Source organism: Enterobacter cloacae complex sp. FDA-CDC-AR_0132 (assembly GCF_003010695.1).
GTDB lineage: Bacteria > Pseudomonadota > Gammaproteobacteria > Enterobacterales > Enterobacteriaceae > Enterobacter > Enterobacter ludwigii.
Genome location: NZ_CP027618.1, coordinates 2,050,168 through 2,076,266, shown reverse-complemented (window position 1 = coordinate 2,076,266; position 26,099 = coordinate 2,050,168). Strand labels below are relative to the sequence as shown.

The window sequence follows — 26,099 nt, the reverse complement described above, 5'->3', positions numbered from 1 at the left end:
CTCCATGCCCGCAACAATGGAAGTGAGTTTATTCGCGAAGGATTGCCCGGCGGATACCGGAGACATGTGAAATGGAGCTGACGATGAAACGAACTCTTGCTTTGACCACACTGTTGCTCTCAGCAGGTCTTGTGAGCACAACCGCGCAGTCAGCTGAATTTGCCAGTGCTGATTGTGTGACTGGCCTGAATGAAATTGGCCAGATCTCCGTGAATAATATTTCGGGGAGCCCGCAGGACGTTGAACGTGTCGTTGCATTAAAGGCCGATGAGCAGGGTGCTTCATGGTATCGCATTATCCAGATGCAGGAAGATCAGTACATCGATCACTGGCGGGTACAGGCCATTCTCTACGCGTAATCCCCCCTCCGATAAAAGCCACTTACTTTTAGTGGCTTTTCGTTTTTGCAAATTTTTTATCTTTTAGCAAACCAATAAAAAACAATTAAATAACATTTTGTTACACTAAAACAGTAAACGTTATCTCTGCTGTGCCGTTGAAAAGCCATACCTTTTCAATGATGAGCAATTTATGATCAACTTTTTCCGTCGTGCAGGTCTGGGTGCAAAGCTGTCGCTGCTTACCGGTGCCAGTGTCGCCATCCTGTTTCTGTTTTTCACTTTTCTGCTCAGCCAAAAAGCCAGCCAGCAGCTTGAAGCCCTCGCGATAGAAGACCTGCATAATCAGTCCACCGGCATGGTCGATATGGTGCAGATGTTTAACACCAGCCTGAGTGAAGAGGTCGAGAGTTATACCCGGCTGTTTACCACCTTTTTGCCCCAGCCACTGAGCGTTGATAACACTCAAACCCAGACGATTAACGGGATTAACGTTCCGCTCCTGAAAGGAGGGGAAACCGGGCTACATGAAAACAATACCCTTTTAGACGATTTTCTGAGCCGGACAGGGGCAATCTCGACCCTGTTTGTGCGTAGCGGTAACGACTTTGTGCGCGTCGCCACATCGCTGCGCAAAGAGAACGGCGAGCGGGCAATGGGCACCGTTCTGGATACCACCAGCCCGGCCTTTGCCGCCGTCACCCGGGGCGAGGTTTATCGCGGTCTGGCGCTGCTGTTCGGCAAGCGCTATATCACCCAATACCAGCCGGTTAAAAACGCGGACGGCCAGGTCATTGCAATCATCTTTGTTGGTGTGGACATCACTCACTCCTGGAACGTCATGCGCGAGAAAATCCTCAACCGTCGACTGGGCGAGAGCGGTCACTTCTTTGTTCTGGACCGCAGCCACGGCAAAACGCGCGGGCAGTATCTGTTCCACACCAGCGCGGAGGGAAAAGTACCGGAGTGGGATAGCGCTATCCAGCAACAGCTGTTGAGTGATAAATCCGGCACGCTGGAGCGCGTCAGTGCCGATGGTCGCACGCTGACCATGGCGTATACGCCGCTGCCAGGCTGGAACTGGGCCATTGTCGGCGAAGTGGATAAATCGGTACTGCTCTCAAGCGTGACCGCCATGCGCGACCGCTTCCTGCTGGCAGGGGTGGTGCTGTCAGTGCTCTTCGCAGGTCTGTTTGTGGTCATTATACGACGCATACTGACACGCCCATTGCGCAATGTGATCCACCTGGCCCGACAGTATGCCGCAGGCGATCTGCGCTCCAGCCTGCCCGTGACCCGCCAGGATGAGGTCGGTCAGCTCATCGATGCCATTAACGGTATCGGAGGGGGACTGCAGAAAATTGTTCTTCAGGTGCGCGAGGCCGCAGCGGAGATCCATATGGGCACCAACGCGCTGGCATCCGATAGCGAAGAAATCTCCGGGCAGATTAACAAGCAGGCCAGCAGTGTAGAAGAGACGTCTGCCAGCATGGAGCAACTGGCCGCGACCGTGCAGCAAAATGCCGCCAACATGGAACAAACGCAGCAGCTGGTAGGCGAAACGTCGCGCGCGGTACACCAGGGCGGTGAGACGGTCACCCACGCTGTCGCTACCATGGATGATATTCGCGAAGCATCAAAGCGAATCGAAGACATCACGCGCGTGATTGAATCCATCGCTTTTCAGACCAACATTCTGGCGCTTAACGCAGCGGTTGAAGCAGCCCGCGCAGGCGAGCACGGAAAAGGTTTTGCGGTGGTGGCGCAGGAAGTACGCGCGCTGGCAGGACGCAGTGCCAACGCGGTGAAGGAAATTGAACAGCTCATCGGTGATACGCTCAGAAAAGTCAGCGAAGGCCATGCGCTGTCTGAACAAACGCGTCTGGCGATGGATTCCATCATCGTGCACATCGATAACATCAACAAGCTGGTCACGGAGATTAACCATGCGTCCCGCGAGCAATCCGCGGGAATAGGCCAGGTTAATCTGGCCATGACCCACATTGGCGAAGCGTCGCACATCAACGCCGACCGCGTCCTACGCAGCGAACAAACCGCACACACGCTGCGTGAGAAAGGCTCACACCTCACCCAACTGGTGAGCCTGTTCCAGCTAAAGAGTTAGCCAACCCTGCCCGTGGCACGCAACAGCAGGTCATTTTGCACCTGCTCGCTCATCAGCGTACCGCCGCGGGTATCAAGCATCATGCGGCACCACGCCTGCGCCACGGGTGGCGATGCGTGCCGCAGCATCTGACTTCCGGCCCCCAGCAGGAAAAGCTGTTGCGTGATCTCCCGTCCCTGCGCCTCCTGCGGTTTTCGCAGTTTTTGCTGAAGCTGACGCCAGCTGCGATCGAAGTGCCTGTCCTGCCCTTTTACCTGGGCAAAATCATCCACAAGCAGGTCGAGGATGCCGGATTGCTTCGTCAGAACACGCAGAACGTCCAGGCACATAATATTGCCGGACCCTTCCCATATGCTGTTCACGGGCATCTCACGGTACAAACGGGGAAGCTCACTCTCCTCGCAGTAGCCTGTGCCGCCGAGCACTTCCATGGCTTCCGCCACAAACGCGATACCCGCTTTGCAGACGCTGTATTTCGCCGCGGGGGTGAAAAGGCGCGCCCAGGCGGCCTCCTGAGGATCGGCACGCCTGTCCCACGCCCGGGCCAGACGAAACAACAGTGCCGTCTGGCCCTCCAGCATCAGCGCCATGCGGCTCAGCACATCGCGCATGAGCGGCTGGTCGATAAGGTTTTTACCAAACGTCTGGCGTTGATGCGCATGGTAAAGCGCCACGGATAAAGCCCGACGCATCAGCCCATGGCTGCCCAGCGCACAGTCAAACCGCGTCAGCCCGCCCATTCGGAGGATCTGGCGTACCCCTTCTCCTTCCTCCCCCAGCAGCCAGCCGGACGCATCCAGGAACTCCGCTTCGCTGCTGGCGTTAGAGCGGTTGCCGAGCTTCTCTTTTAGCCGCTCCAGACGTACGGCATTGCGTTGCCCGTCAGGCAAAAAGCGTGGAACAAAAAAGCAGGACAGCCCCCCTTTCGCCTGGGCCAGCACCAGATGCGCATCGCTTTGCGGCACAGAGAAAAACCATTTATGCCCGATAAGCCGGTAGCTGCCGTCACTGCACTTTTCCGCTTTGGTGGTATTGCTGAGTACGTCCGAGCCGCCCTGTTTTTCTGTCATCCCCATGCCAATCAGCAGGCCACGCTTTTGCGCCCCCGGCGCAAGATGAGGATCGTAACGATCGCTCATTAACGGCGTGATCCAGTCACGGAACGGCTCGGGCAGCGCCTGTTGCAGCAGCGGTGTAGCAGCAAAGGTCATGGTGACAGGGCAAAGCGTGCCCGCTTCTACCTGAGCGTGCAGGACAAAACGTGCAGCTCTGGCGACAAACGCGCCTTTGCGCGCCTCCTCTTCCCACGCCAGGTTATGGACACGGTTGGCGCAAAGTCCCTGCATTAAGAGGTGCCATGCGGGATGAAAGCGAACGTCATCCAGTCGCTCCCCGGTGGCGTCATAGCGTAATAACTCCGGCGGATTAACGTTCGCCAGCCTGCCCAGTTCCAGCGATTCCGCGGTTCCTAACTGCTGGCCGATGCTGGCAAGAAGCTCGATATCCCACTCGGCGCCTTCGCGAACAACCGCGTCACGCAGAGCGCAATCAGAGAGGAAAAGGTTGCTGTTTGAGAGCGGTGCAGGTTGATTAAAAACGGTATGGGTCTGCCAGTGCATGCTGTCTCCCTCCTTCAGTGGCAATGAAGATAAGTATGGACAGGCCACGTGCACGCTGCATGGGAGTGAGGTCACACGATGACGATCCCGCTGATATCATTCGTGAAATAGCTCACAGAACATAAGAATAAACTATTTCGCGCATTCACTTTTGTTGAATAATTTATTCTTACCCCCTTTCAGTGAGGAACGTTATGCAACCGGACGCGCACAAGCGTGCATTAATTGCAGGCTCCATTGGTAACTTTATCGAGTGGTATGAGTTTGCGGTCTATGGTTTTCTGGCGACCGTAATTGCGAAGAACTTCTTCCAGCTTGAGGGGGACGCGGGGCTGACCAGCCTGATCCTTACCTATGCTTCCTTTGCCATCGCCTTCTTCTTCCGCCCGCTGGGCGCGGTGGTGTTTGGCAGAATAGGTGACCGGATAGGCCGAAAACCGACGCTGATTATTGTACTGGTGCTGATGACGCTGGCTACAGCCGCAATCGGTATTGTGCCGGTCTATGCCAGCATCGGTATTGCCGCCCCGCTGATTATCACGCTGCTGCGCATCCTGCAGGGATTGTTCGCCGGTGGTGAGTATGGTGGCGCTGTCTCGCTGATGACCGAGTTTGCCCCACGCGGCAAGCGGGGCCTCTACGGTGCATGGCAGTCATTTACCGTCGCGCTGGGCCTGTTAGCAGGCGCTGGCATTGTCGCACTGCTCTCCGCCCTTCTGACACCGGAAGCCCTGCATGACTGGGGCTGGCGCATCCCGTTCTTCCTGGCATTACCGATGGGCGTGGTGGCGCTGTGGCTGCGGGTGAGTATGGAAGAGACGCCAAGCTTTGTGCAGCAGCAGGAAAAGCCGGTTGCCGCTCAGGCTGATACCGTCGCCACGCTCAACGCCATTGCGATGGGCATTGGCCGGGTGATGGTCTGGTCAGCGGCGGGTTATACCTATCTGGTGATTATGCCCACCTATCTGCAGTCGGCGCTGCATACCGGGTTTAATCAGGCGCTGTTGATTGCGGTGATTTCGAATATCGGTTTTGCGCTGACGATTATTCCGTCCGGGATCCTGAGCGACAAAATCGGACGCCGCACGGTGATGATCGTCGCCACCACGTTGCTGCTGCTCCTTGCCCTGCCGCTGCTGAAGGTTTTACAGGCGGAGTCCAGCACGCTGGCCATCAAAGCGCTGGTGGTGCTGATTGCGGGTGGTCTGGTGGGGATGCTGGCAGGGCCCGGGCCGGCGATGCTCTCAGAGATGTTCCCGACGCGCGTACGGTATACCGGGCTTGGGCTGGCTTATTCCCTGTCGAACGCCCTTTTCTCGGGCTGCGCGGGGCTGATTATTACCGGGCTGATTAAAGAGACGGGCAACCTGGATATTCCAGCTTATTACGTCATGGCGACGGCGGTAGTGAGTATCTTCGCGCTGATGACGCTCAGGAAGGATGACCATTTGCGGTCACTGGAGGAGTGAGTTTTTCACCGTCTGGTGACCCTCCCACAGAAAATACGAAAGGCCGTCCTCAGGACGGCCTTGCTGTTTATTCCCCGCGCTGACGTACCGCTTCAAACAGGCAGATACCTGTTGCCACGGAGACGTTCAGAGACGACACGCTGCCCGCCATTGGAATGCTGATCAGCTCATCGCAATGCTCACGGGTCAGACGGCGCATACCTTCGCCCTCGGCACCCATCACCAGGGCCAGACGGCCGGTCATCTTGCTCTGATACAGAGTATGATCCGCTTCACCCGCGGTACCGACGATCCAGATATTCTCTTCCTGCAGCATACGCATGGTGCGCGCCAGGTTGGTGACGCGGATCAGCGGTACGTTTTCCGCTGCGCCACAGGCCACTTTCTTCGCCGTCGCGTTAAGCTGTGCAGAGCGATCCCTCGGCACGATAACGGCATGAACACCTGCCGCATCTGCGCTTCGCAGACATGCGCCAAGGTTGTGCGGGTCGGTCACGCCGTCAAGGATCAGGAAGAATGGATTTTCCAGCCCGGCGATAAGATCCGGCAGATCGTTTTCCTGATACTGACGACCTGGCTTAACGCGGGCAATAATGCCCTGGTGAACGGCACCTTCACTTTTCTCATCCAGGAACTGGCGGTTCGCCAGCTGGATCACAACACCTTGTGCTTCCAGGGCGTGGATCAGCGGCATCAGACGTTTGTCTTCACGCCCTTTCAGAATAAACACTTCCTGAAAACGCTCCGGTGCGCGCTCCAGCAGGGCCTGCACCGCGTGGATGCCGTAAATCATTTCACTCATTGATGGTTCTCGTTCTGTCTTTTCTTTTCCCTCTCTCCGCAGGAGAGAGGGTCAGGTTAAGGGGGAGAATTACTCCGCCTGCTGTTTCTTCGCTGCGCGCTTTGCCCTGGTGGCAGCCGCGATTTTCTGCGTTTTGGTGGACGGCTTTTTCGCCTTCCGGGCCTCTTTCTTCGCGGCCTTCGGCTTCTGTTTCTTCTCACCGCGGAACGCGCTGTCTGGCTCGAAGTTTACCTTCTTACCCGCCTGACGACGTTTACCACCGGTGTTGCCGTTGCCCCCTTTTTTCGTCTTTTCACGCGCCGTTTTACCCACATTACGCGGGGCACGCTCGCTGGAGATCAGGCTAAAGTCGATTTTACGGTCGTCCATATTAACGGCTTCGACCTTCACTTCCACGCGATCGCCAAGACGATAGGTCTGGCCGCCAGATTCACCAATCAGGCGCTGCCCGACCTGGTCGAAACGGTAGTAGTCGTTATCCAGGCTGGAGACATGCACCAGACCGTCGATAAACAGTTCATCCAGACGGACGAAGAAACCAAAGCCGGTGACGCTGGCAATCACGCCTTTAAAGACGTTACCCACCTGGTCCAGCATAAAGTCACACTTCAGCCAGTCTGCCACGTCGCGCGTCGCTTCATCTGCACGACGTTCGGCCATGGAACTGTGCTGACCGAGTTGCAGCATCTCTTCCATTGAATAATGGTAGCCACCGGTTTCGGTCGTATTACCTTTATGACCCTGCTCCTGCGCCAGCAGATACTTGATCGCGCGGTGCAGGGAAAGGTCCGGATAACGACGGATCGGCGAGGTAAAGTGGGCATAAGACTGCAGCGCCAGGCCGAAGTGACCGCGGTTTTCCGGATCGTAAATCGCCTGCTTCATGGAACGCAGCAGCATGGTCTGCAGCATTTCTGCATCCGGGCGATCGCCAATCGACTCCAGCAATTCAGCGTAATCACGCGGCTCTGGCTTGTTACCGCCAGGCAGTTCCAGACCCAGTTCAGCCAGCACGGAGCGGAACGCAGTGATGGCTTCGGTCGACGGTTTATCGTGAATACGGAACAGCGCAGGTTCTTTGGCTTTCTCAACAAAACGTGCCGCCGAGATGTTTGCCAGAATCATACACTCTTCAATCAGCTTATGGGCATCGTTACGCTGGGTCTGCTCAATACGTTCAATGCGGCGTTCAGCGTTAAAGATGAACTTCGCCTCTTCGCTCTCAAACGAGATCCCGCCGCGCTCTTCACGCGCCTGATCCAGCGTTTTGTAGAGGTTATGCAGCTCTTCGATGTGTTTCACCAGCGGCGCATACTGCTCACGCAGATCCTGATCGCCCTGCAGCATATGCCAGACCTTGGTGTAGGTCAGGCGCGCATGGGAGCTCATTACCGCTTCGTAGAATTTGTATCCCGTTAAGCGCCCTTTGGTGGAGATGGTCATCTCGCAGACCATACACAGGCGGTCAACCTGCGGGTTCAGGGAGCACAGGCCGTTAGACAAGACTTCCGGCAGCATCGGAATTACCTGCGACGGGAAGTAGACCGACGTTCCGCGGCTGCGCGCTTCGTTATCCAGCGGAGTATGCGGGCGAACGTAATAGCTTACGTCAGCGATGGCAACCCACAGACGCCAGCCGCCGCCGCGTTTTTTCTCGCAATAAACGGCATCATCGAAGTCGCGGGCATCTTCACCATCAATAGTCACCAGCGGCAGATCGCGCAGATCCACTCGGCCCACTTTGGACTCTTCCGGCACGTCTTCTTTCAGGCCGACAACCTGCTCTTCAACCGCTTTCGGCCAGACGTAAGGAATTTCATGAGTACGCAGCGCCATATCAACGGCCATGCCGGTGCCCATGTTATCGCCTAACACTTCGACGATTTTCCCGACCGCCTTGGTGCGGCGGGTAGGACGCTGGGTGAGTTCAACCACCACCACAAAGCCCATACGGGCGCCCATCACCTCTTCAGGCGGGATCAGGATATCGAAGCTCAGGCGGCTGTCGTCCGGCACCACAAAGCCCACGCCAGCGTCGGTAAAGTAGCGGCCAACAATCTGGCTGGTTTTAGGGACCAGGACACGCACCACGCGCGCTTCGCGGCGACCTTTACGGTCCGCGCCCAGCGGCTGCGCCAGGATCTGGTCACCGTGAATGCACATCTTCATCTGCTCAGAGGAAAGATAAAGATCGTCTTTACGGCCTTCTACGCGCAGGAAGCCAAAGCCATCACGGTGGCCGATGACGGTGCCTTTCAGCAGGTCAAGACGTTCGGGAAGCGCATAGCACTGACGGCGGGTAAAGACCAGTTGCCCGTCGCGCTCCATCGCACGCAGGCGGCGGCGAAGGGCTTCAATTTGCTCTTCACCTTCAATGTTTAATTCAACGGCAAGTTCTTCACGATTGGCGGGTTTTTCGCGTTTTGTTAAGTGTTCAATGATGAACTCGCGGCTGGGGATAGGATTCGCGTATTTTTCGGCTTCGCGTTCCTGGAAAGGATCATGTGACATATCGGTTCCTCCGTTGTCAGCTCCGGTGGAAATTTTCTTCATTCCACCAGCAATAATTTATAAAGTGGTTGATTCTCTTCAACCAAATCGGCCAGCGTGTAGTTATCCAGTTCCTTGAGAAAACTTTGCACGGCCAGAGAAAGTGCCTGTTTAAGGCGACAAGCGGGCGTAATGTGGCAGAACGCGCTGCTGCAGTTCACCAGAGACAACGGCTCCAGTTCACGTACCACATCCCCAACACGAATACTCTGCGCCGGTTTACCGAGACGGATCCCACCATTCTTCCCGCGGACGGCAGCAACGTATCCGGCACGACTAAGTTGATTGATTATTTTGACCATATGATTACGGGACACACCGTATACCTCTGTAACCTCAGAGATACTGGTCATTTTCCCATCGGGTAACGACGCCATGTAAATCAGCGCGCGTAAGCCGTAATCGGTGAAACTTGTTAACTGCACATCAACCTCAGGAAAAAGGGAAAACGCGGATAAACCGCACAGATATTCATTAATGATGATAAACCAGCCAGATAGTAAGCGGCTAATTTATTTGACAGACGGGGCGAAAAAGCGGAGATCGAGGAGCGTTCGCCGGATGGCGCGACGCGTATCCAGCCTGCGGGTTGTCCCGCAGGCCAGCAGTCACGAAGATTATGCGTCGAACGGGTCGCGCAGGATCATCGTTTCAGTACGATCAGGGCCGGTAGAGATAATGTCGATCGGCACTTCGGTCAGTTCTTCAATACGCTTGATGTAATTCAGCGCTGCCTGCGGCAGACCGCTACGCTCTTTCACACCGAACGTCGTTTCAGACCAGCCTGGCATGGTTTCGTAGATTGGCTCGATGCCTTTCCAGTCATCCGCAGCCAGCGGAGTGGTGGTCACTTCGCGACCATCAGGCATACGGTAGCCTACGCAGAGTTTCACCTCTTTCAGACCGTCCAGCACGTCCAGTTTGGTCAGGCAGAAGCCAGACAGGGAGTTAATCTGTACTGCGCGACGCACGGCTACCACGTCCAGCCAGCCGGTACGACGACGACGACCGGTGGTCGCGCCAAACTCGTTACCCTGCTTGCACAGGAACTCGCCGGTTTCATCAAACAGCTCAGTCGGGAATGGACCCGCACCCACGCGAGTGGAGTAAGCTTTGATGATGCCCAGAACGTAATCCACATAACGTGGACCCAGACCAGAACCGGTCGCAACGCCACCCGCGGTGGTGTTAGAGGAGGTGACGTACGGATAGGTACCGTGGTCGATGTCCAGCAGCGTACCCTGCGCACCTTCGAACATGACGAAATCGCCACGCTTGCGCGCCTGGTCCAGCAGATCGGACACATCAACAACCATACCGGTCAGAATGTCAGCAATCGCCATGACGTCATCCAGCACTTTCTGGTAGTCAACAGCGTCAGCTTTATAGAAGTTCACCAGCTGGAAGTTGTGATATTCCATCACTTCTTTCAGTTTTTCAGCGAACGTCTCTTTATCAAACAGATCGCCCACGCGCAGACCGCGACGAGCAACTTTGTCTTCATAAGCCGGGCCGATACCACGACCGGTCGTGCCGATCGCTTTCGCGCCACGCGCTTTTTCACGCGCTACGTCCAGCGCCACGTGATAATCAAGGATCAGCGGGCAGGCTTCGGAGAGCAGCAGACGCTCGCGAACGGGGATACCACGGTCTTCCAGACCTTTCATCTCTTTCATCAGAGCAGCCGGAGACAGCACAACGCCGTTACCGATGATGCTGGTGACGTTTTCGCGAAGAATGCCTGATGGAATAAGATGGAGGACGGTTTTTTCACCGTTGATTACGAGAGTATGGCCTGCGTTGTGACCGCCCTGGTAGCGTACAACATATTTAGCCCGTTCAGTCAGAAGATCAACAATCTTCCCTTTACCTTCGTCACCCCATTGGGTGCCCAGTACGACGACGTTGTTACCCATTTTTTTCAAAATCACCGTTTGCTTAAAAATGGATTCTACCATCGCTTTTTCAGATATACAGCACTTTTTGACCTCAAAATACGCCAAACCAGATTACTTTTTGATCAGCCAATCGTTTTCCTCAACATGTAGTAGATAACGATGCCGGCAACCACAAGTCCGCCCCCAAATCGACGCAAAATATTATCCGGCAACTGGCTCAGAGAGGCTATCATCCGACGCCATGCACGCGGATAAAGCATCGGTCCAAGACCTTCCAGCACCAGAACCAGGGCCAGCGCAAGCCAAATGGTTGAATTCATTTTTCATCCTTATAAAAGAAAACCACCGCTCCGTTGAGAGCGGTGGTTTGAATACTCAAACTGGCCTGAGTTTATCGCGTTGCGTTAGCCGGCGTCTTCATGTAACGGAAGAAATCGCTGTCCGGGCTGAGCACCATCACATCCTGGTTGCTCTGGAAGCTGTTCTCGTAAGCTCGCAGGCTACGGATAAAGGCGTAGAAGTCGGGATCCTGGCTGAAGGCATCGGCAAACAGTTTTGCCGCTTCGGCATCCCCTTCACCGCGCAGAATACGGCCCTGACGCTCAGATTCTGCCAGCGTCTTGGTCACTTCGTAATCCGCTGCCGCACGCAGTTTCTCCGCCTCTTCCTGACCTTGTGAACGATGACGACGGGCTACCGCTTCACGCTCGGCGCGCATACGGTTGTAAATCGCCTCGGACACTTCCGCTGGCAGGTTGATCTGCTTGATACGGACATCGACCACTTCGATACCCAGAGCAGCCATACTGTTCGGGTTGATCACCGGCACTTTGCCGTTGGTTTCAGCCTGAACGCGTTCTGCCGCTTTGGCAATGGCATCATCCGCTGCCGGGGTGGTGACTTCGTCTTCGGTTCCTGCAGAACCGGAGTTCAGCGCATCACGCACTTCCAGCGTCAGACGACCACGGGAGTCGGTGACAATGTCTTTCACATCCAGACGACCAATCTCAGAGCGCAGACGGTCAGAGAACTTACGTTTCAACAGCACTTCCGCCTGAGAAACGTCGCCACCGCCCGTTGCCAGGTAGTAGCGGCTGAAATCACTGATACGCCATTTGATGTAGGAATCAACGATCAGGTCTTTCTTCTCTTTGGTCACGAAACGGTCGGCCTGGTTATCCATGGTCTGGATACGGGCGTCGAGCGTTTTCACCGATTCAATCAGTGGCATTTTAAAGTGCAGGCCCGGCTCAAACACCAGCGGCTTGTTCTCGCTGTCGCGCAGAACTTTACCAAAACGCAGGGTAATTCCACGCTCGCCCTCTTTCACCACAAAGATAGAGGTATAAAGCACGACTAATACGATGATGATGATCGCAATAACTGACTTACGCATCCTTATTCCCCCTGACGCTGGTAGTCGTTACGCTGCGCGTTAGCACGGCGTTGGTCCATAATGTCACCATCGTTCGAAGAAGGCGTGGTTGTGGCGCTTGAGCTACCGGATGCCGCAGGTGGCAGACGCAGCAGGTTGTTGGCACCGCTGGTATCCGCCTTTGCCGCCGGCGCCGAACCGCCTTTCAGCATCTGATCCAACGGCAGTACCATCAGGTTTCCACCTTTGCTGTCGTTAACCAGTACCTTACGCGTATGGCTCAGCACTTTTTCCATAGTCTCAATATAAAGACGTTCACGGGTAATCTCCGGAGCCGCTTTATATTCTGGCAAAATCTTCGCGAAACGCGCCACTTCACCCTGAGCTTCCAGGACGGTCTGGGTTTTATACGCACGCGCTTCTTCAAGAATACGCTGCGCCTGACCGTTAGCACGTGGCTGAACTTCGTTGGTGTACGCTTCCGCTTCACGGATGTACTGTTGTTCGTTTTCACGGGCAGCAATCGCGTCATCAAACGCGGCCTTCACCTCTTCCGGCGGACGAGCAGCCTGGAAGTTGACGTCCAGCAGGGTGATACCCATGTTGTACGGGCGAATGGTCTCTTCCAGCTCACGCTGGGTATCGCTACGAATAACGGTACGACCTTCGGTCAGAATGCGGTCCATGGTGTATTTACCGATCACACCGCGCAGCGCACTGTCTGTGGCCTGACGCAGACTGTCATCTGCACTGGTCACGCTAAACAGGTAGTGCTGCGGATCGGTGACGCGGTACTGGACGTTCATCTCAACGCGCACAACGTTCTCGTCGGAGGTCAGCATCACGCCGGATGCCGCCAATTCACGGACAGACTCCACGTTCACCGCGGTCACGTCGTCAATGAAAGTCGGTTTCCAGTTCAGACCTGGTTCAACCAGATGGCTGAACTTCCCGAAACGGGTGACCACACCGCGTTCCGCTTCTTTAATGGTGTAGAACCCACTGGCAGCCCAGATGATCACCACGGCAGCGGCAACAATGCCCACCACGCGGCCCCCTAACTGCGGGCGCGGCCCCTGAGTGGAACCCCCACCAGAGCCAGAACCTTTACCTCCGCCAAGACCACCAAGCTTCTTGCTTAGCTTGCGGAAGATATCATCCAGATCCGGCGGCCCCTGCTCGCGACCACCTTTGTTGCCATTTCCCCCAGAGTTGCCGCCTTGATTATTGCTGCTTCCCCACGGGTCGCGGTCTTGTCCGTTATTACCGGGCTGATTCCACGCCATGTATATGCTCCATATTTGTTATGCAAGGGCGAATTATTCAGGCATCCCCTTTCTGATCAGACGATATAGTCGACCAGCGCAGGTTCTTGTTTACAGAGGCGACGCCAGTCAACGATCGGCAAACGCACCTGCATCCCCACGCTGCCGTCATCCTCCATCCACTCTTTTTCTATCGCCTGAAGCTGATAAAACCGGCTGCGCAGCCTGCCTTCCTGTGGCGGCAATCGCAGCGTGTGCTGGGCTACCTCACCGGAAAGACGTTCTGTCAAAGCCTGGAAAAGCAGTGGCACACCAATACCGGTCTGAGCGGAAAGCCAGACCCGAATCGGTTTGTTCTCTTCATCTCGGTCGATACGCGGCTCAAAATCCTCCAGCATATCGATCTTGTTCATCACCAACAGTGTTGGGATGTCGTCGGCGTCGATCTCGTCGAGCACCACGTTTACCGCGTCGATGTTCTCCTGCAAGCGAACGTCTGCAGCATCAATGACGTGCAGCAGCAGGGTCGCCTGACGCGTCTCCTGCAGGGTGGCTTTAAACGCAGCCACCAGGTCATGCGGCAGGTGACGGATAAACCCTACGGTATCCGCCAGCACCGTTTCACCGACGTCGGCGACGTCAATACGACGCAATGTGGGGTCCAGGGTCGCAAACAGCTGGTCTGCGGCATAAACCTGGGCCTCAGTAATCTGGTTAAACAGGGTGGATTTACCGGCGTTGGTATACCCCACCAGCGACACCGTCGGGATGTCAGCTTTCGATCGCGCCCGACGTCCTTGCTCACGCTGTTTTTCAACGCGTTCCAGACGTGAAAGGATCTGGGTAATACGGCCACGCAACAGACGGCGGTCGGTTTCAAGCTGGGTCTCACCCGGACCGCGCAAACCAATCCCGCCCTTTTGTCTTTCAAGGTGGGTCCAGCCACGCACAAGTCGCGTTGCCAGATGGCGCAACTGCGCCAGCTCAACCTGCAGCTTACCTTCGTGAGTACGCGCACGTTGAGCGAAAATATCTAAAATCAAACCCGTGCGATCGATAACACGGCATTCGCAAAGACGTTCCAGGTTACGTTCCTGAGCCGGAGACAGCGCATGATCAAACAACACGACTGACGCGCCGGTTGCTTTTACGGCATCCGCAATTTCAACTGCTTTACCTTCACCAACAAAATACTTTGGGTGCGGCGCTTTACGGCTACCGGTAATCACCTGCATTGCTTCGACACCGGCGGAAGAGACCAGAGATTCAAACTCCTGGAGGTCTTCCATATCTTTGTCTTGCGTAAAATAGATGTGTACCAGCACCGCCTGCTCACCGGCATCATAACGGTCAAACAAGCGTAAATTCCTCAAAAAAGATCAGCGGGGAACGCAGGATCCCTGGCTCCCCGTGTGGATAACAGCCCGAAACCTTATTCGGTATCTTCGCTGTCCTGCGCAGGAGAAGAAGAACCCTGCGCGCTGCTGCCATGATGGTAGTTACTACCCGTGCCGCCGCCAGTGTTATTGCTGTGATGGGATACCGGACGAGACGGAACAACTGTAGAAATAGCGTGCTTATAGACCATCTGGCTGACCGTGTTTTTCAACAGGATCACGAACTGATCGAAAGATTCAATCTGACCTTGCAGCTTAATACCATTCACCAAATAAATAGAAACTGGAACACGTTCCCGACGCAATGCGTTCAGGAACGGATCTTGTAAAGATTGCCCCTTAGCCATTCTATCTTTTCCTTATATGCTTGTTTTGTACTTAGAACCTTGCGATTCTGAAAAATTGCGCACGATACGACTCAATTGTACACATTCAGTGAGCGATATCACCAACAACCTCAATCACTTCGTTTAACGCCTGTTGCGGTTTTTCACTGTCTAACCAGTGAACACCGTCCCAACCGCGCAACCAGGTGATCTGGCGCTTCGCTAACTGTCTCGTGGCGCAAACACCTCGATAAACCATTTCATCATATGAAATCTCGCCTTCAAGATATGACCACATCTGGCGGTATCCCACACAACGAACGGAAGGCATATCCGTATGCAAATCTCCACGGGCAAATAGCGCCCGCACTTCTGCTTCAAAATCTGAAGCTAACATCTGATGAAAACGCTGCTCAATTCGTTGATGGAGCAGTTCACGGCTCGCCGGGGCGATGGCGAACTGATGCACCTGATACGGCAGAGCGTCTCCTGACGTTTGCGTCAGTTCCGTTAAAGTTTTACCCGAAATGAAAAAAACTTCCAGTGCCCGGGAAAGCCTTTGCGGATCATTTGGATGGATCCGTGCTGCGGCAACCGGGTCAATCTCGGCCAGTTGCTTATGCAAAACGTCCCATCCCTGCTCTGCCGCCTGCTGCTCAATTTTTGCTCTTACTTCTGGATCCGCTGATGGCAGAGGTGAAAGCCCCTCCAGCAACGCCTTGAAATAAAGCATGGTTCCGCCAACCAACAGCGGTATACGTCCCGCCGCCGTTATCTCGGCCATCTCGGCTAACGCATCGCGGCGGAAATCCGCTGCGGAGTATGCCTGAGCCGGGTCGAGAATATCCAGCAAACGATGCGGTGCCGCGCGCAGTTCGTCTGCGTCAGGCTTCGCCGTGCCGATGTCCATCCCTCGGTAGATAAGGGCAGAATCGACACTAATCAACTCTACAGGCAAAACTTTACGTAACTCAATGGCCAGTGCCGTTTTGCCGGAGGCCGTGGGGCCCATTAAAAAAATCGCCTTTGGCAGGCTCGCCTTGCTTACGTCAATCATGTTTCAGGGCATTCATCGCCGTTTGTAAATCAACAGGTTGTAATAACCCACCTGGCGGTGTCTTCACCAGATGCGGACAAAGGCGTTCAACCTCCGCCAGCACGCTAATGGCCTGCGCCATACTCCACGGCGCATGTTCGCTTGCCAGATGGCGGGCGATCCACTGCGCGGTGTTGGCGGCATCAAACGACGTTTGCTGCGCCAGGTAGCCTATCAGTTCAGGAATCAAGTTTTGTAAATTTTGTTGGCGTAAGGGTAAAGGCACTGCGCGAATGGTCACATGTTGCGGTTCGAGCACCATTTCAATGCCCATCTGCGCCAACAGGGCCTCTGCGCGACGCAGTACCCCTGTTTCTTCAGGGGATATTTTTAGCCGGACGGGGATCAGCAGCGGTTGCGCACAGGCCGCGTTTTCACCCGGCGTAAGCTGCACTTGTTTAAGCCAGCGTTCCGCCACCGGCAATGCCAGAAGCATCACGTGGCCTTCGCGCTCCAGCAACGCCATATCCGGTGCGATAATCGTCAGAACCCGGCCAAAACTCTGGCTGTGGCCGTCCAGTGAAGGCGCTGGCACCGCGACAGGCGCTTTGCGCTCCACCGCGGGGGTTTCCAGCAATTTCCGGTACAACGCTCCCTGCTGTTTTTGATAGCCAGGTTGGGCATTCGGATAGTTCGCTCCCGTTGGGCGCGGTGTGCTACCCGCAGCAGAGAAACGCGGGGCATCCGGCTCACGCGCCACGGCAGGTTCAGCAAAATGGTTCCGGCCCGCTGCAACACGGTTTTCCGGAAACGCGCGCGGGGCGGGTTCTTCTTTTTCCAGCGGCAGCGTCGGTTCAGCCTGCTGTTGCAATACGCTCAGCACGCCCTGATAGATAAAATCATGCACCAGACGTGACTGGTGGAACCGCACTTCATGCTTGGCAGGATGGACGTTAACGTCCACCTGGTGTGGATCGATTTCTAGATAGAGCACAAACGCCGGTTGCTGATCTGCGCCCAGTTTATCTTCACAGGCCTGACGAATGGCGTGGTTAATGAGGCGGTCACGCATCATGCGGCCGTTCACATAGCAATACTGGATCTCAGCGAAGGCGGCGCTGCTCGCGTTGGGGTCAGCCACCCAGCCGCGCATGGCCAGATCGCCATGCTGCCACTCAATGGCCAGCGCGTGCTCGAGGAACGGTACGCCGCAGATAGCGCCCAAGCGGCGCTCTTTTTGCCCACCTTCCGCCACGGCGCGGTACTGGCGCATGACTTTGCCGTTATGGCTAAGGTTAATGGTCACGTCAAACCGCGCCAGGGCAATGCGACGAATGATCTCATCGATATGCCCAAACTCGGTTTTTTCGGTACGCATAAACTTGCGTCGGGCGGGGGTGTTATAAAACAGATCCAGCACTTCCAGCGTCGTACCGACCGGATGCGCCGCTGGTTTAATCGTCACGTCCATATCACGCCCTTCGGCGTACGCCTGCCAGGCTTCCTGCTGTTCAGCGGTACGAGAGGTGAGCGTGAGACGGGAAACAGAGCTGATACTGGCCAGTGCTTCCCCGCGAAAACCGAGGCTGATGATCGCTTCCAGGTCATCAAGAGAGGCAATTTTACTGGTGGCATGACGCGCCAGCGCTAACGCCAGCTCGTCTTTTTTAATTCCACAGCCGTTGTCACGAATGCGAATCAGCTTTGCGCCGCCGCGTTCGATATCAATATCAATGCGGGTGGCCCCCGCATCAAGGCTGTTTTCTACCAGCTCCTTCACCACCGATGCAGGGCGCTCCACCACCTCACCGGCGGCGATTTGGTTCGCGAGCTGCGGCGGTAGAACCTGAATCGGCATGAATTCTCCTTAGTTGGTCGCGGTCATCTCACCTGGCTGCGCTGCGCTGGCCGTCTGGGCGGCACCGCCCTGTGGCGCGGACTGCAGCGGATGCGCATCAAAGTATTTACGCAGACCGTTATAGATCGCTTCGGCAATTTGCTGCTGATAGCTGTCGCTGCCCAGCAGGCGTTCTTCAGCGTTATTACTGATAAAGCCTGTTTCCACCAGAATCGATGGAATATCCGGCGATCGCAGAACGCCCAGGCTCGCATGCTCCGGACGGCGCTTGTGCAATGACCCGATGCCCTGCAGCTGGTTCAATACATTTGTGGCGACATCATACCCGACGCGCTGGGAATGACCGAATTGTAAATCCAGCACCGCCTGGCTGAGATAGGGATCGGCCTGGCTGTTTGCCAGCACATCACCCGCGCCACCTAACAGTTCGGACTGTTTCTCGTGCTCTTCAAGCCAGTTTGCCATTTCACTGTTCGCCCGACGGTTTGACAGCACCCACACTGAGGCTCCCGTGGCGTTACGGTTTGGCGCGGCATCCGCATGAATGGACACCAGGAAATTGGCATTTTGCTTACGTGCTACATCCGAACGGCCCATCACCGAGATAAAGTAATCGCCGTCGCGCGTCAGCACGCCTTTAAACATAGGATCGTCGTTTAACAGCGTCCGCAGCTTACGGGCAACCGCGATGGTGACATTTTTCTCCCGCGTACCGCCCGGGCCAATTGCGCCGGGATCCTGACCGCCGTGCCCCGCATCAATGGCGATAATCACTTTATCACCGCTGACCGCGCGACGTGCGCTGGCCGCCGGCCGCGTCACGGTATTGCTGCTGGTAACGCTGGTAATGCGGTCGCTGTCCGTTTTAAACGGATTACGTGCCGGTTCAGATGGGCGCGGGGTATAAACCGGCTCTTCCACGCGTTTCGCCACCACCGGTGGAGGCGGAGGCGGCGGAGGGGCGTCAGCGTTGATGATAAAGACCACCGTATAATTCGCACCGTTTTGCTGCTTAACCGCTCTGGTTTTACCCTTTTCGGTTAGGTCGACCACCAGACGCAATGACTGGCTATCTTTTGGCGAGCCGGAACGAATGCTTTTAACCAGATTATTGCCGCTGAACTGGAGCGGTAACCCCTGGATAACCCCGGTTTGTTTGATATCCAGCGCCACGCTGTGGCTGTCTGGCTGTGAAAAAGCATATTCCGGATCGCCCATAAAGCTGAACGTGATCCTGGCCTGGCTTTCGCCGTTCGACACCTGAATATCCGACAGGCTTGCCGCCCCGGCCTGCGCGCACAGCAGCACCGTGGCAGCCAATAACCAACCTTTAACGCGACTAATCATCCCGTCATCCCTACGCTTAACCGGCCAGACGCGCCAGTAAGGAACTACCTGATGAGGAAACAGCACTGATGCGTGCCTCACGCCCTTGTGCCTGGTAATCTAAGTGAATTTCGACATCCGGGTCAGGCAACACACCCGCACCTTGTTGCGGCCACTCCACCAGGCAGATGGCATCATTGGCAAAATAATCACGGATCCCCATAAATTCCAGCTCCTCGGGATCCGCAAGGCGGTATAAATCAAAGTGGTACACCATGAGATTTTCAAGGGTGTACGGCTCTACCAGCGTGTAGGTTGGGCTTTTCACATTGCCTTTATGGCCTAACGCCTGCAGAAAACCCCGGCTGAAGGTGGTTTTACCCGCACCTAAATCACCATACAGATAAATGACGGTTGCCCCCTGACAGGCCTGTGCCACGCGTTTGCCAAGATCTAAAGTGGCTTGTTCATCAGGTAAAGAAATCGCTCGATTAGTCATTTTCTACGTCAATCACATCCGGGTTAACAACACGCCGTAGCGTGCAAAAAAGATCGGTGGCCAGCATTCCGCGTGTACCGTAACGTGCCGCCAGCTTATCCGCCGCGACACCATGGGCCACGCAGCCAGCGCAGGCTGCATCATAAAGGGGAAGTTTCTGTCCAAGCAATGCGCCAATGATGCCGGAAAGCACATCGCCCATTCCGCCGCTCGCCATGCCCGCATTTCCGGCATCGACAATGCCCAGCGCCTCGTCGCTGGCGACAACGGTTCCTGCCCCTTTCAGAACGGCAACACCTCCGTAACGTTTTACCAGACGCCGGGCAGAAAGTAAGCGATCGCTTTCAATTTCTGCCACGCTGCAGTTAAGCAGGCGCGCGGCTTCGCCGGGGTGCGGCGTCAGAATGCGATTGTGACGCTTATCAGGATTGATTGCCAGAAGGTTCAGCGCGTCGGCATCCCACAGCATCGGTTTACGAAAATTCTCGACCTTCTGCAGGGCCTGTTTCCCCCAGGCCTGCTGCCCAAGCCCCGGGCCAATGACCACGACATCCGCCCATTCGAGACTCTCTTCAAGCGACTGCGGCGTCAATTCATGCACCATCAGCTCCGGACGGGCCGTAATAATTGGCGCACTATTTTCGATGCGCGTCAGCACCCGCACTAAACCGGCACCGCAACGCAATGCCGCTTCCCCCGTCATGCGGATAGCCCCCGCCGTACCGTGGTCACCTCCAATGATCACCAGCCTGCCGTGATCGCCTTTATGGGACGTCGGGCGGCGCGGCGGTAGCCACTGTGCCAGCAGCGAAGCATCAACGCGCGAAACGTGGGTTTCCTGTCCGGCAAGCCAGCTCTCCAGCCCCAGTGCGTTATGGTGCAACGTTCCCGTGACATCCCGTGCTTTACCGGTAAGCAGCCCCGGTTTCAGGGCGATAAAGGCAACGGTGTGCGCGGCCTGAATCACCGCGCCCGGCGTCGTGCCGGTTTGCGCCATCAGTCCAGAAGGTATATCCAGGGCCACCACCGGCGCGCTGTGGGCATTGGCACGTGCAATCAGGGTGGCAACCGGGTCGCGCGGCGCACTGCGTAGTCCGGTGCCCAGCAGGCCATCAATAATCACATCAATCTCTTCCGGCCAGACGATATCGGTGGCATGAATAACACCGCCCGCGTTCAGCCAGGCTTCCCGCGCCGCACTGGCCTCTTCTGGCAGCGGTTTATCGCTCTCCAGCGCCAGCAACGTCACGTGGATCCCGGCGGCAACCGCCAGGCGGGCGACGACATAACCGTCACCGCCGTTATTGCCGTGTCCGCATAAAATCAGCCAATGCGACGATTCAGGGTAAGCCGTGCGGGCAACGTTAAACGCCGCTTCACCCGCGCGTTGCATCAGTTCATACAGGGTAATGCCGAGGCTGTCTGCGGCCTCTTTTTCGGCGTGCCGGAGGTCATCCGCATGCCAGATGGAATGTGGTATACTTTCGGGGTTTTTCTTCACAGTATGGTCCGTCATGTCACAGCCCCTCGATCTCAATGAATTAGCGCAAAAAATTAAACAGTGGGGTGCTGAGCTTGGCTTCCAGAAGGTGGGTATCACCGATACCGACCTCTCCGCCAGCGAGCCGAAACTGCAGGCATGGCTGGATAAACAATACCATGGCGAAATGGAGTGGATGGCGCGTCATGGCATGATGCGTGCCCGCCCACACGAGCTGTTGCCTGGTACATTACGCGTCATCAGCGTACGCATGAACTACCTGCCCGCCAACGCGGCGTTTGCTCGCACGTTAAAAAATCCCGCCCTCGGTTACGTCAGCCGGTACGCCCTGGGCCGTGATTACCATAAGCTTCTGCGTAACCGTTTAAAAAAACTTGGGGAAACTATTCAGCAGCACTGTGTGTCGCTGAATTTTAGACCGTTTGTAGACTCTGCGCCTGTTCTTGAGCGCCCGATAGCAGAAAAAGCCGGGCTTGGCTGGACAGGTAAGCACTCACTTATCCTTAGCCGCGATGCCGGATCGTTCTTTTTCCTCGGTGAACTGCTCATAGATTTGCCGCTGCCGGTAGATGGTCCGGTAGAGGAAGGTTGCGGGCGCTGCGTGGCCTGCATGACCATCTGCCCGACGGGTGCCATCGTTGAGCCTTATACGGTGGATGCGCGCCGCTGCATCTCCTATCTCACCATTGAACTCGAAGGGGCGATACCGGAAGAATTCCGTCCGCTTATCGGGAACCGTATCTACGGCTGCGATGACTGCCAGCTGATCTGCCCCTGGAATCGTTACTCGCAGCTTACGGATGAAGACGATTTCAGTCCTCGTAAAGCGCTTCATGCGCCTCAGCTTATCGAGCTCTTCGCCTGGAGTGAGGCCTGGTTCCTGAAAGTCACCGAAGGATCCGCCATTCGGCGTATTGGGCATCTGCGCTGGTTACGAAATGTCGCCGTTGCGCTGGGCAATGCGCCCTGGGATGAAGCCAATATTCAGGCGCTCGAAAGTCGCAGAGGTGAGCACCCACTTCTTGATGAACACATAGAATGGGCGATTGCGCAGCAAATCGAGAAGCGCAATGCCTGCGTTGTCGAGGTGCAGCTGCCGAAGAAACAACGGCTGGTGAGAGTGATTGAAAAAGGGCTTGTACGGGATGCTTGATATATTCACAGCCTGTGAATAAAAATAAAAACTCAAGCGCCATCGGGGCTGGCAATGAGGTCAAGTGATCTAAATAACATTTTGAAATGAAATTTACTTCATTAAATTCATCATGTTACGAAGATATTATTCACCCTGCTAATTTTCTTCTGGTCTGTAACTGAGTAGGGCTTCTGTGGATAACTCTGTTCACAAGAGTATTTCAGATGCAATAGAAAATGTCCCCAACGAAGCATTCCGCTGTGGATAATGTGGAGATGATAAGAATTTGGAGCGGGAAACGAGACTCGAACTCGCGACCCCGACCTTGGCAAGGTCGTGCTCTACCAACTGAGCTATTCCCGCTTGGGTGGTCCGTGCTGTGGAAGCACTTTCAAATTTTGGAGCGGGAAACGAGACTCGAACTCGCGACCCCGACCTTGGCAAGGTCGTGCTCTACCAACTGAGCTATTCCCGCTTGGGTGGTCTGTGCTTTAGAAGCACCTTCAAATTTTGGAGCGGGAAACGAGACTCGAACTCGCGACCCCGACCTTGGCAAGGTCGTGCTCTACCAACTGAGCTATTCCCGCAAATTTGCACTGCTTTTGTTGCTGTCGTAACGTGTATTTCTCTGTCGTTACGGGAGGCGCATTATACGAGAAATCCGTTTAGCTGCAACCCCCCTAAAAGCGTTTTTTGTGAAATTCAGTTCAAGTGATGGAATATTCATCGCTTTGCACGTTTTTACACCATTCATGCGTTCTGTAGGCCGGGTAACGCGCAACGCCCCCGGCAACCGCCTGAATTACAGCTTAATAAAGTTCTCGCGATAATACGCCAGTTCGGCCACGGACTCACGGATATCGTCCATGGCCTGATGCGTTCCCTGCTTTTTAAAGCCATCCAGGATTTCCGGTTTCCAGCGACGCGCCAGCTCTTTCAGGGTGCTCACATCCAGATAGCGGTAATGGAAGTAAGACTCCAGCTCCGGCATGTACTTAAACAGAAAACGGCGATCCTGACCGATGCTGTTACCGCAGATAGGTGATTTGCCCGCCGGAACCCACTGTTTCAGAAACTCAAGCGTTGCCAGCTCCGCCTCGCGATCGCCCATGGTGCTAGCCTTAACGCGCTCCACCAGCCCGCTCCCCGTATGGGTGCGCACGTTCCACTCATCCATTAACGCAAGCTGGTCGTCGGACTGATGAACCGCGATAGTCGGCCCTTCCGCCAGAATATTCAGGTTGGCATCGGTCACCAGGGTTGCAATCTCAATAATGCGATCGCGCTCGGGATCCAGCCCGGTCATTTCAAGATCGATCCAAATCAGGTTGTTTTCATCCGCGCTCATGTTATTTTCCACCCTTCTCGCATAACCGGCTGTAGCAGGTTAACTAGTATTAATTAGAGTGTATCATAGAGGTTTTGCCCCTTACGGGCGACCAGGAGCCAGCGCGATTGAGTAAAAATAAACTCTCCAAAGGGCAGCAGCGCCGTGTGAATGCCAATCACCAGCGCCGTCTTAAAACCACTTCGGAGAAGGTCGATTACGACGACAACCTGTTTGGCGAACCGATGGAAGGCATCGTCATCAGCCGTTTCGGTATGCACGCCGACGTGGAATCCGCCAACGGTGAGATTCACCGCTGCAACATCCGCCGGACGATTCGTTCTCTGGTGACCGGCGATCGCGTGGTCTGGCGCCCGGGTAAAGAAGCGGCGGAAGGCGTCACGGTAAAAGGCATCGTTGAGGCGGTCCACGCGCGTACGTCGGTACTGACCCGTCCCGATTTCTACGACGGGGTTAAACCTATCGCAGCCAACATTAACCAGATCGTTATCGTCTCGGCGATTTTGCCCGAACTTTCGCTCAATATTATCGACCGATACCTTGTCGCCTGTGAAACGCTGCAGGTTGAACCGATCATCGTACTCAACAAAATCGATCTGCTCGATGAAGACGGTATGAACTTCGTCAACGAGCAGATGGATATCTACCGTAACATTGGGTATCGCGTTCTGATGGTTTCCAGCTATACCAAAGATGGTCTGAAACCGCTTGAAGAGGCGCTTACCGATCGCATCAGCATCTTTGCGGGACAGTCCGGTGTCGGCAAATCGAGCCTGCTGAACAACCTTCTCGGCCTCCAGCAAGAGATCGTGACCAACGATGTGTCTGATGTTTCTGGCCTGGGCCAGCACACCACAACCGCGTCACGCCTGTATCACTTCCCGCACGGCGGCGATGTCATTGACTCCCCGGGCGTGCGTGAATTCGGTTTGTGGCACCTTGAGCCGGAACAAATCTTCAACGGATTTGTCGAATTCCATGATTATTTAGGCGCTTGCAAATACCGCGACTGTAAACATGACAATGACCCGGGCTGCGCTATCCGTGAAGCAGTCGAGAAAGGCGAAATAGCGGAGACCCGCTTTGAAAACTACCACCGCATTCTCGAGAGCATGGATCAGGTAAAAACGCGTAAAAACTTTTCTGATTCTGATAACTGACAACTAAGCTAAGCATCGCTAAAATCGTCCCCTTTTTTCAGGTTCCGGCGCTTTGCGGCCGGATCAGGAACGACAAAACAATGGCCTGGAGGCTACCTTGTTAAACTCATTTAAACTTTCGCTTCAATACATTCTGCCGAAACTGTGGCTCACTCGCCTGGCGGGCTGGGGCGCGAGCAAACGAGCGGGCTGGCTGACCAAACTGGTCATCGACCTTTTCGTAAAATATTACAAGGTCGACATGAAAGAGGCGCAGAAGCCGGATACCGCCAGCTACCGCACCTTCAACGAGTTTTTCGTCCGCCCACTGCGCGACGACGTGCGCCCGCTGAATACGGACCCTAACGTGCTGGTGATGCCTGCAGATGGCGTGATTAGCCAACTGGGTAACATCGAAGACGACAAAATCCTGCAGGCGAAAGGCCATAACTACAGCCTGGAAGCGTTGCTGGCAGGTAACTACCTGATGGCGGATCTGTTCCGTAACGGGACCTTCGCGACCACCTATCTCTCACCGCGCGACTATCACCGCGTGCACATGCCGTGCAACGGCATCCTGCGTGAAATGATCTACGTTCCGGGCGATCTGTTCTCCGTGAACCACCTCACGGCGCAGAACGTACCTAACCTGTTCGCCCGTAACGAACGCGTCATCTGCCTGTTTGATACTGAATTCGGCCCTATGGCGCAGATTCTGGTGGGCGCGACCATTGTCGGCAGCATTGAAACCGTCTGGGCTGGCACCATCACCCCACCACGTGAAGGCGTGATCAAGCGCTGGACCTGGCCTGCCGGTGAAGAAGAAGGCTCTGTCGCCCTGCTGAAAGGTCAGGAGATGGGTCGCTTCAAGCTGGGCTCAACCGTTATCAACCTGTTTGCACCGGGTAAAGTTAAGCTGGCCGAACAGCTTGAAAGCCTGTCGGTCACCAAACTGGGTCAGCCGCTGGCCGTCTCTACCGAAACCTTCGTAACGCCGGTGGCAGAACCTGCACCGTTGTCCCAAGAAGAGATCGACGCCGAGCACGACGCCAGCCCGCTGGTTGACGACAAAAAAGACGAAGGCTAATAACAG

The 26,099-nt window shown here is 55.4% G+C and carries 22 protein-coding genes and 3 tRNA genes; 6 read left to right on the top strand and 19 right to left on the bottom strand.

What is annotated here, in order from left to right:
• The first annotated feature begins 83 nt into the window (after window positions 1-83).
• Together yjfN and AM379_RS10040 are read left to right on the top strand one after the other, a co-directional pair.
• Complete coding sequence (yjfN, locus tag AM379_RS10045) at window positions 84-359, top strand: DUF1471 family protease activator YjfN (RefSeq protein WP_025206250.1); 276 nt, start codon at window positions 84-86, stop codon at window positions 357-359.
• A gap of 172 nt (window positions 360-531) precedes the next feature.
• On the top strand, window positions 532-2,463 hold the full coding sequence (locus AM379_RS10040; protein ID WP_106503659.1) for a methyl-accepting chemotaxis protein: 1,932 nt from the start codon (window positions 532-534) through the stop codon (window positions 2,461-2,463).
• On the opposite strand, the gene AM379_RS10035 is transcribed toward AM379_RS10040, so the two are convergent.
• Window positions 2,460-4,082 (bottom strand): isovaleryl-CoA dehydrogenase, encoded by a 1,623-nt coding sequence (locus AM379_RS10035; RefSeq protein ID WP_106503658.1) that lies wholly within the window; start codon window positions 4,080-4,082, stop codon window positions 2,460-2,462. The genes AM379_RS10040 and AM379_RS10035 overlap by 4 nt on opposite strands.
• Window positions 4,083-4,276: 194 nt before the next feature.
• Here AM379_RS10035 and AM379_RS10030 point away from each other — a divergent pair, with 194 nt between their 5' ends.
• Entirely contained in the window at window positions 4,277-5,551 is a 1,275-nt protein-coding gene (locus tag AM379_RS10030) for an MFS transporter (protein WP_040018462.1), read from the top strand.
• A 67-nt stretch (window positions 5,552-5,618) separates the two neighbouring features.
• Here the strand turns inward: AM379_RS10030 and rlmB are convergent, their stop codons facing one another.
• The 14 genes from rlmB to nnr all read right to left on the bottom strand — a co-directional run bounded on the left by rlmB (window position 5,619) and on the right by nnr (window position 21,399).
• Window positions 5,619-6,353 carry a 23S rRNA (guanosine(2251)-2'-O)-methyltransferase RlmB gene (rlmB, locus tag AM379_RS10025; RefSeq protein ID WP_014168319.1) on the bottom strand — a complete coding sequence of 245 codons (735 nt, stop codon included), beginning with the start codon at window positions 6,351-6,353 and terminating at the stop codon, window positions 5,619-5,621.
• Window positions 6,354-6,422: 69 nt separating this feature from the next.
• Window positions 6,423-8,864 carry a ribonuclease R gene (gene rnr, locus AM379_RS10020; RefSeq protein ID WP_106503657.1) on the bottom strand — a complete coding sequence of 814 codons (2,442 nt, stop codon included), beginning with the start codon at window positions 8,862-8,864 and terminating at the stop codon, window positions 6,423-6,425.
• Between the two features lie 38 nt (window positions 8,865-8,902).
• Window positions 8,903-9,328 (bottom strand): nitric oxide-sensing transcriptional repressor NsrR, encoded by a 426-nt coding sequence (nsrR, locus tag AM379_RS10015; RefSeq protein ID WP_014168317.1) that lies wholly within the window; start codon window positions 9,326-9,328, stop codon window positions 8,903-8,905.
• Window positions 9,329-9,520: 192 nt separating this feature from the next.
• A complete protein-coding gene (locus AM379_RS10010; RefSeq protein ID WP_025206256.1) occupies window positions 9,521-10,819 on the bottom strand; it encodes an adenylosuccinate synthase in 1,299 nt (432 codons plus the stop codon).
• 104 nt (window positions 10,820-10,923) lie between these two features.
• Window positions 10,924-11,121: a DUF2065 domain-containing protein gene (locus tag AM379_RS10005; RefSeq protein ID WP_014168315.1), complete on the bottom strand. Its 198-nt coding sequence runs from the start codon at window positions 11,119-11,121 to the stop codon at window positions 10,924-10,926.
• Window positions 11,122-11,192: 71 nt separating this feature from the next.
• On the bottom strand, window positions 11,193-12,197 hold the full coding sequence (gene hflC / locus AM379_RS10000) for a protease modulator HflC (RefSeq protein ID WP_014168314.1): 1,005 nt from the start codon (window positions 12,195-12,197) through the stop codon (window positions 11,193-11,195).
• A gap of 2 nt (window positions 12,198-12,199) precedes the next feature.
• The gene (gene hflK, locus AM379_RS09995) at window positions 12,200-13,462 is read right to left on the bottom strand and encodes an FtsH protease activity modulator HflK (protein ID WP_014168313.1); all 1,263 of its coding nucleotides are present in this window, start codon (window positions 13,460-13,462) and stop codon (window positions 12,200-12,202) included.
• Between the two features lie 56 nt (window positions 13,463-13,518).
• Complete coding sequence (gene hflX / locus AM379_RS09990) at window positions 13,519-14,799, bottom strand: ribosome rescue GTPase HflX (RefSeq protein WP_020882944.1); 1,281 nt, start codon at window positions 14,797-14,799, stop codon at window positions 13,519-13,521.
• A 74-nt stretch (window positions 14,800-14,873) separates the two neighbouring features.
• On the bottom strand, window positions 14,874-15,185 hold the full coding sequence (gene hfq / locus AM379_RS09985; protein WP_014168311.1) for an RNA chaperone Hfq: 312 nt from the start codon (window positions 15,183-15,185) through the stop codon (window positions 14,874-14,876).
• A gap of 85 nt (window positions 15,186-15,270) precedes the next feature.
• Complete coding sequence (gene miaA / locus AM379_RS09980; RefSeq protein ID WP_014168310.1) at window positions 15,271-16,221, bottom strand: tRNA (adenosine(37)-N6)-dimethylallyltransferase MiaA; 951 nt, start codon at window positions 16,219-16,221, stop codon at window positions 15,271-15,273.
• Window positions 16,214-18,058, bottom strand: a complete 1,845-nt coding sequence (mutL, locus tag AM379_RS09975; protein WP_025206257.1) for a DNA mismatch repair endonuclease MutL — start codon at window positions 18,056-18,058, stop codon at window positions 16,214-16,216. The genes miaA and mutL overlap by 8 nt, the downstream gene beginning before the upstream one ends.
• A gap of 9 nt (window positions 18,059-18,067) precedes the next feature.
• A complete protein-coding gene (gene amiB / locus AM379_RS09970; RefSeq protein ID WP_106503656.1) occupies window positions 18,068-19,405 on the bottom strand; it encodes an N-acetylmuramoyl-L-alanine amidase AmiB in 1,338 nt (445 codons plus the stop codon).
• 16 nt (window positions 19,406-19,421) lie between these two features.
• Complete coding sequence (gene tsaE, locus AM379_RS09965; RefSeq protein WP_020882947.1) at window positions 19,422-19,883, bottom strand: tRNA (adenosine(37)-N6)-threonylcarbamoyltransferase complex ATPase subunit type 1 TsaE; 462 nt, start codon at window positions 19,881-19,883, stop codon at window positions 19,422-19,424.
• Complete coding sequence (nnr, locus tag AM379_RS09960; protein ID WP_025206258.1) at window positions 19,876-21,399, bottom strand: bifunctional ADP-dependent NAD(P)H-hydrate dehydratase/NAD(P)H-hydrate epimerase; 1,524 nt, start codon at window positions 21,397-21,399, stop codon at window positions 19,876-19,878. The genes tsaE and nnr overlap by 8 nt, the downstream gene beginning before the upstream one ends.
• Here nnr and queG point away from each other — a divergent pair.
• Window positions 21,398-22,537 (top strand): tRNA epoxyqueuosine(34) reductase QueG, encoded by a 1,140-nt coding sequence (queG, locus tag AM379_RS09955; RefSeq protein ID WP_020882949.1) that lies wholly within the window; start codon window positions 21,398-21,400, stop codon window positions 22,535-22,537. The two genes, nnr and queG, sit on opposite strands and share 2 nt — an antisense overlap.
• Before the next feature lie 269 nt (window positions 22,538-22,806).
• Here the strand turns inward: queG and AM379_RS09950 are convergent.
• The 4 genes from AM379_RS09950 to orn form a co-directional block, all read right to left on the bottom strand.
• Window positions 22,807-22,882, bottom strand: a tRNA-Gly gene (locus AM379_RS09950).
• Between the two features lie 36 nt (window positions 22,883-22,918).
• Window positions 22,919-22,994 (bottom strand) — tRNA-Gly (locus AM379_RS09945).
• 36 nt (window positions 22,995-23,030) lie between these two features.
• Window positions 23,031-23,106 (bottom strand) — tRNA-Gly (locus AM379_RS09940).
• A gap of 215 nt (window positions 23,107-23,321) precedes the next feature.
• Entirely contained in the window at window positions 23,322-23,867 is a 546-nt protein-coding gene (orn, locus tag AM379_RS09935; protein ID WP_013095280.1) for an oligoribonuclease, read from the bottom strand.
• A 107-nt stretch (window positions 23,868-23,974) separates the two neighbouring features.
• On the opposite strand from orn, the gene rsgA reads away from it, so the two are divergent.
• Together rsgA and asd are read left to right on the top strand one after the other, a co-directional pair.
• On the top strand, window positions 23,975-25,027 hold the full coding sequence (gene rsgA, locus AM379_RS09930) for a small ribosomal subunit biogenesis GTPase RsgA (protein WP_020882951.1): 1,053 nt from the start codon (window positions 23,975-23,977) through the stop codon (window positions 25,025-25,027).
• Between the two features lie 97 nt (window positions 25,028-25,124).
• Entirely contained in the window at window positions 25,125-26,093 is a 969-nt protein-coding gene (gene asd / locus AM379_RS09925; protein WP_047355587.1) for an archaetidylserine decarboxylase, read from the top strand.
• Window positions 26,094-26,099 lie beyond the last annotated feature (6 nt).

Coding starts and splice junctions, on each gene's coding strand:
- yjfN (WP_025206250.1), top strand. CDS start 84: ATGAAACGAACTCTTGCTTTGACCACACTGTTGCTCTCAGCAGGTCTT.
- AM379_RS10040 (WP_106503659.1), top strand. CDS start 532: ATGATCAACTTTTTCCGTCGTGCAGGTCTGGGTGCAAAGCTGTCGCTG.
- AM379_RS10035 (WP_106503658.1), bottom strand. CDS start 4,082: ATGCACTGGCAGACCCATACCGTTTTTAATCAACCTGCACCGCTCTCA.
- AM379_RS10030 (WP_040018462.1), top strand. CDS start 4,277: ATGCAACCGGACGCGCACAAGCGTGCATTAATTGCAGGCTCCATTGGT.
- rlmB (WP_014168319.1), bottom strand. CDS start 6,353: ATGAGTGAAATGATTTACGGCATCCACGCGGTGCAGGCCCTGCTGGAG.
- rnr (WP_106503657.1), bottom strand. CDS start 8,864: ATGTCACATGATCCTTTCCAGGAACGCGAAGCCGAAAAATACGCGAAT.
- AM379_RS10010 (WP_025206256.1), bottom strand. CDS start 10,819: ATGGGTAACAACGTCGTCGTACTGGGCACCCAATGGGGTGACGAAGGT.
- AM379_RS10005 (WP_014168315.1), bottom strand. CDS start 11,121: ATGAATTCAACCATTTGGCTTGCGCTGGCCCTGGTTCTGGTGCTGGAA.
- hflC (WP_014168314.1), bottom strand. CDS start 12,197: ATGCGTAAGTCAGTTATTGCGATCATCATCATCGTATTAGTCGTGCTT.
- hflK (WP_014168313.1), bottom strand. CDS start 13,462: ATGGCGTGGAATCAGCCCGGTAATAACGGACAAGACCGCGACCCGTGG.
- hfq (WP_014168311.1), bottom strand. CDS start 15,185: ATGGCTAAGGGGCAATCTTTACAAGATCCGTTCCTGAACGCATTGCGT.
- miaA (WP_014168310.1), bottom strand. CDS start 16,221: ATGATTGACGTAAGCAAGGCGAGCCTGCCAAAGGCGATTTTTTTAATG.
- mutL (WP_025206257.1), bottom strand. CDS start 18,058: ATGCCGATTCAGGTTCTACCGCCGCAGCTCGCGAACCAAATCGCCGCC.
- amiB (WP_106503656.1), bottom strand. CDS start 19,405: ATGATTAGTCGCGTTAAAGGTTGGTTATTGGCTGCCACGGTGCTGCTG.
- tsaE (WP_020882947.1), bottom strand. CDS start 19,883: ATGACTAATCGAGCGATTTCTTTACCTGATGAACAAGCCACTTTAGAT.
- queG (WP_020882949.1), top strand. CDS start 21,398: ATGTCACAGCCCCTCGATCTCAATGAATTAGCGCAAAAAATTAAACAG.
- nnr (WP_025206258.1), bottom strand. CDS start 21,399: ATGACGGACCATACTGTGAAGAAAAACCCCGAAAGTATACCACATTCC.
- orn (WP_013095280.1), bottom strand. CDS start 23,867: ATGAGCGCGGATGAAAACAACCTGATTTGGATCGATCTTGAAATGACC.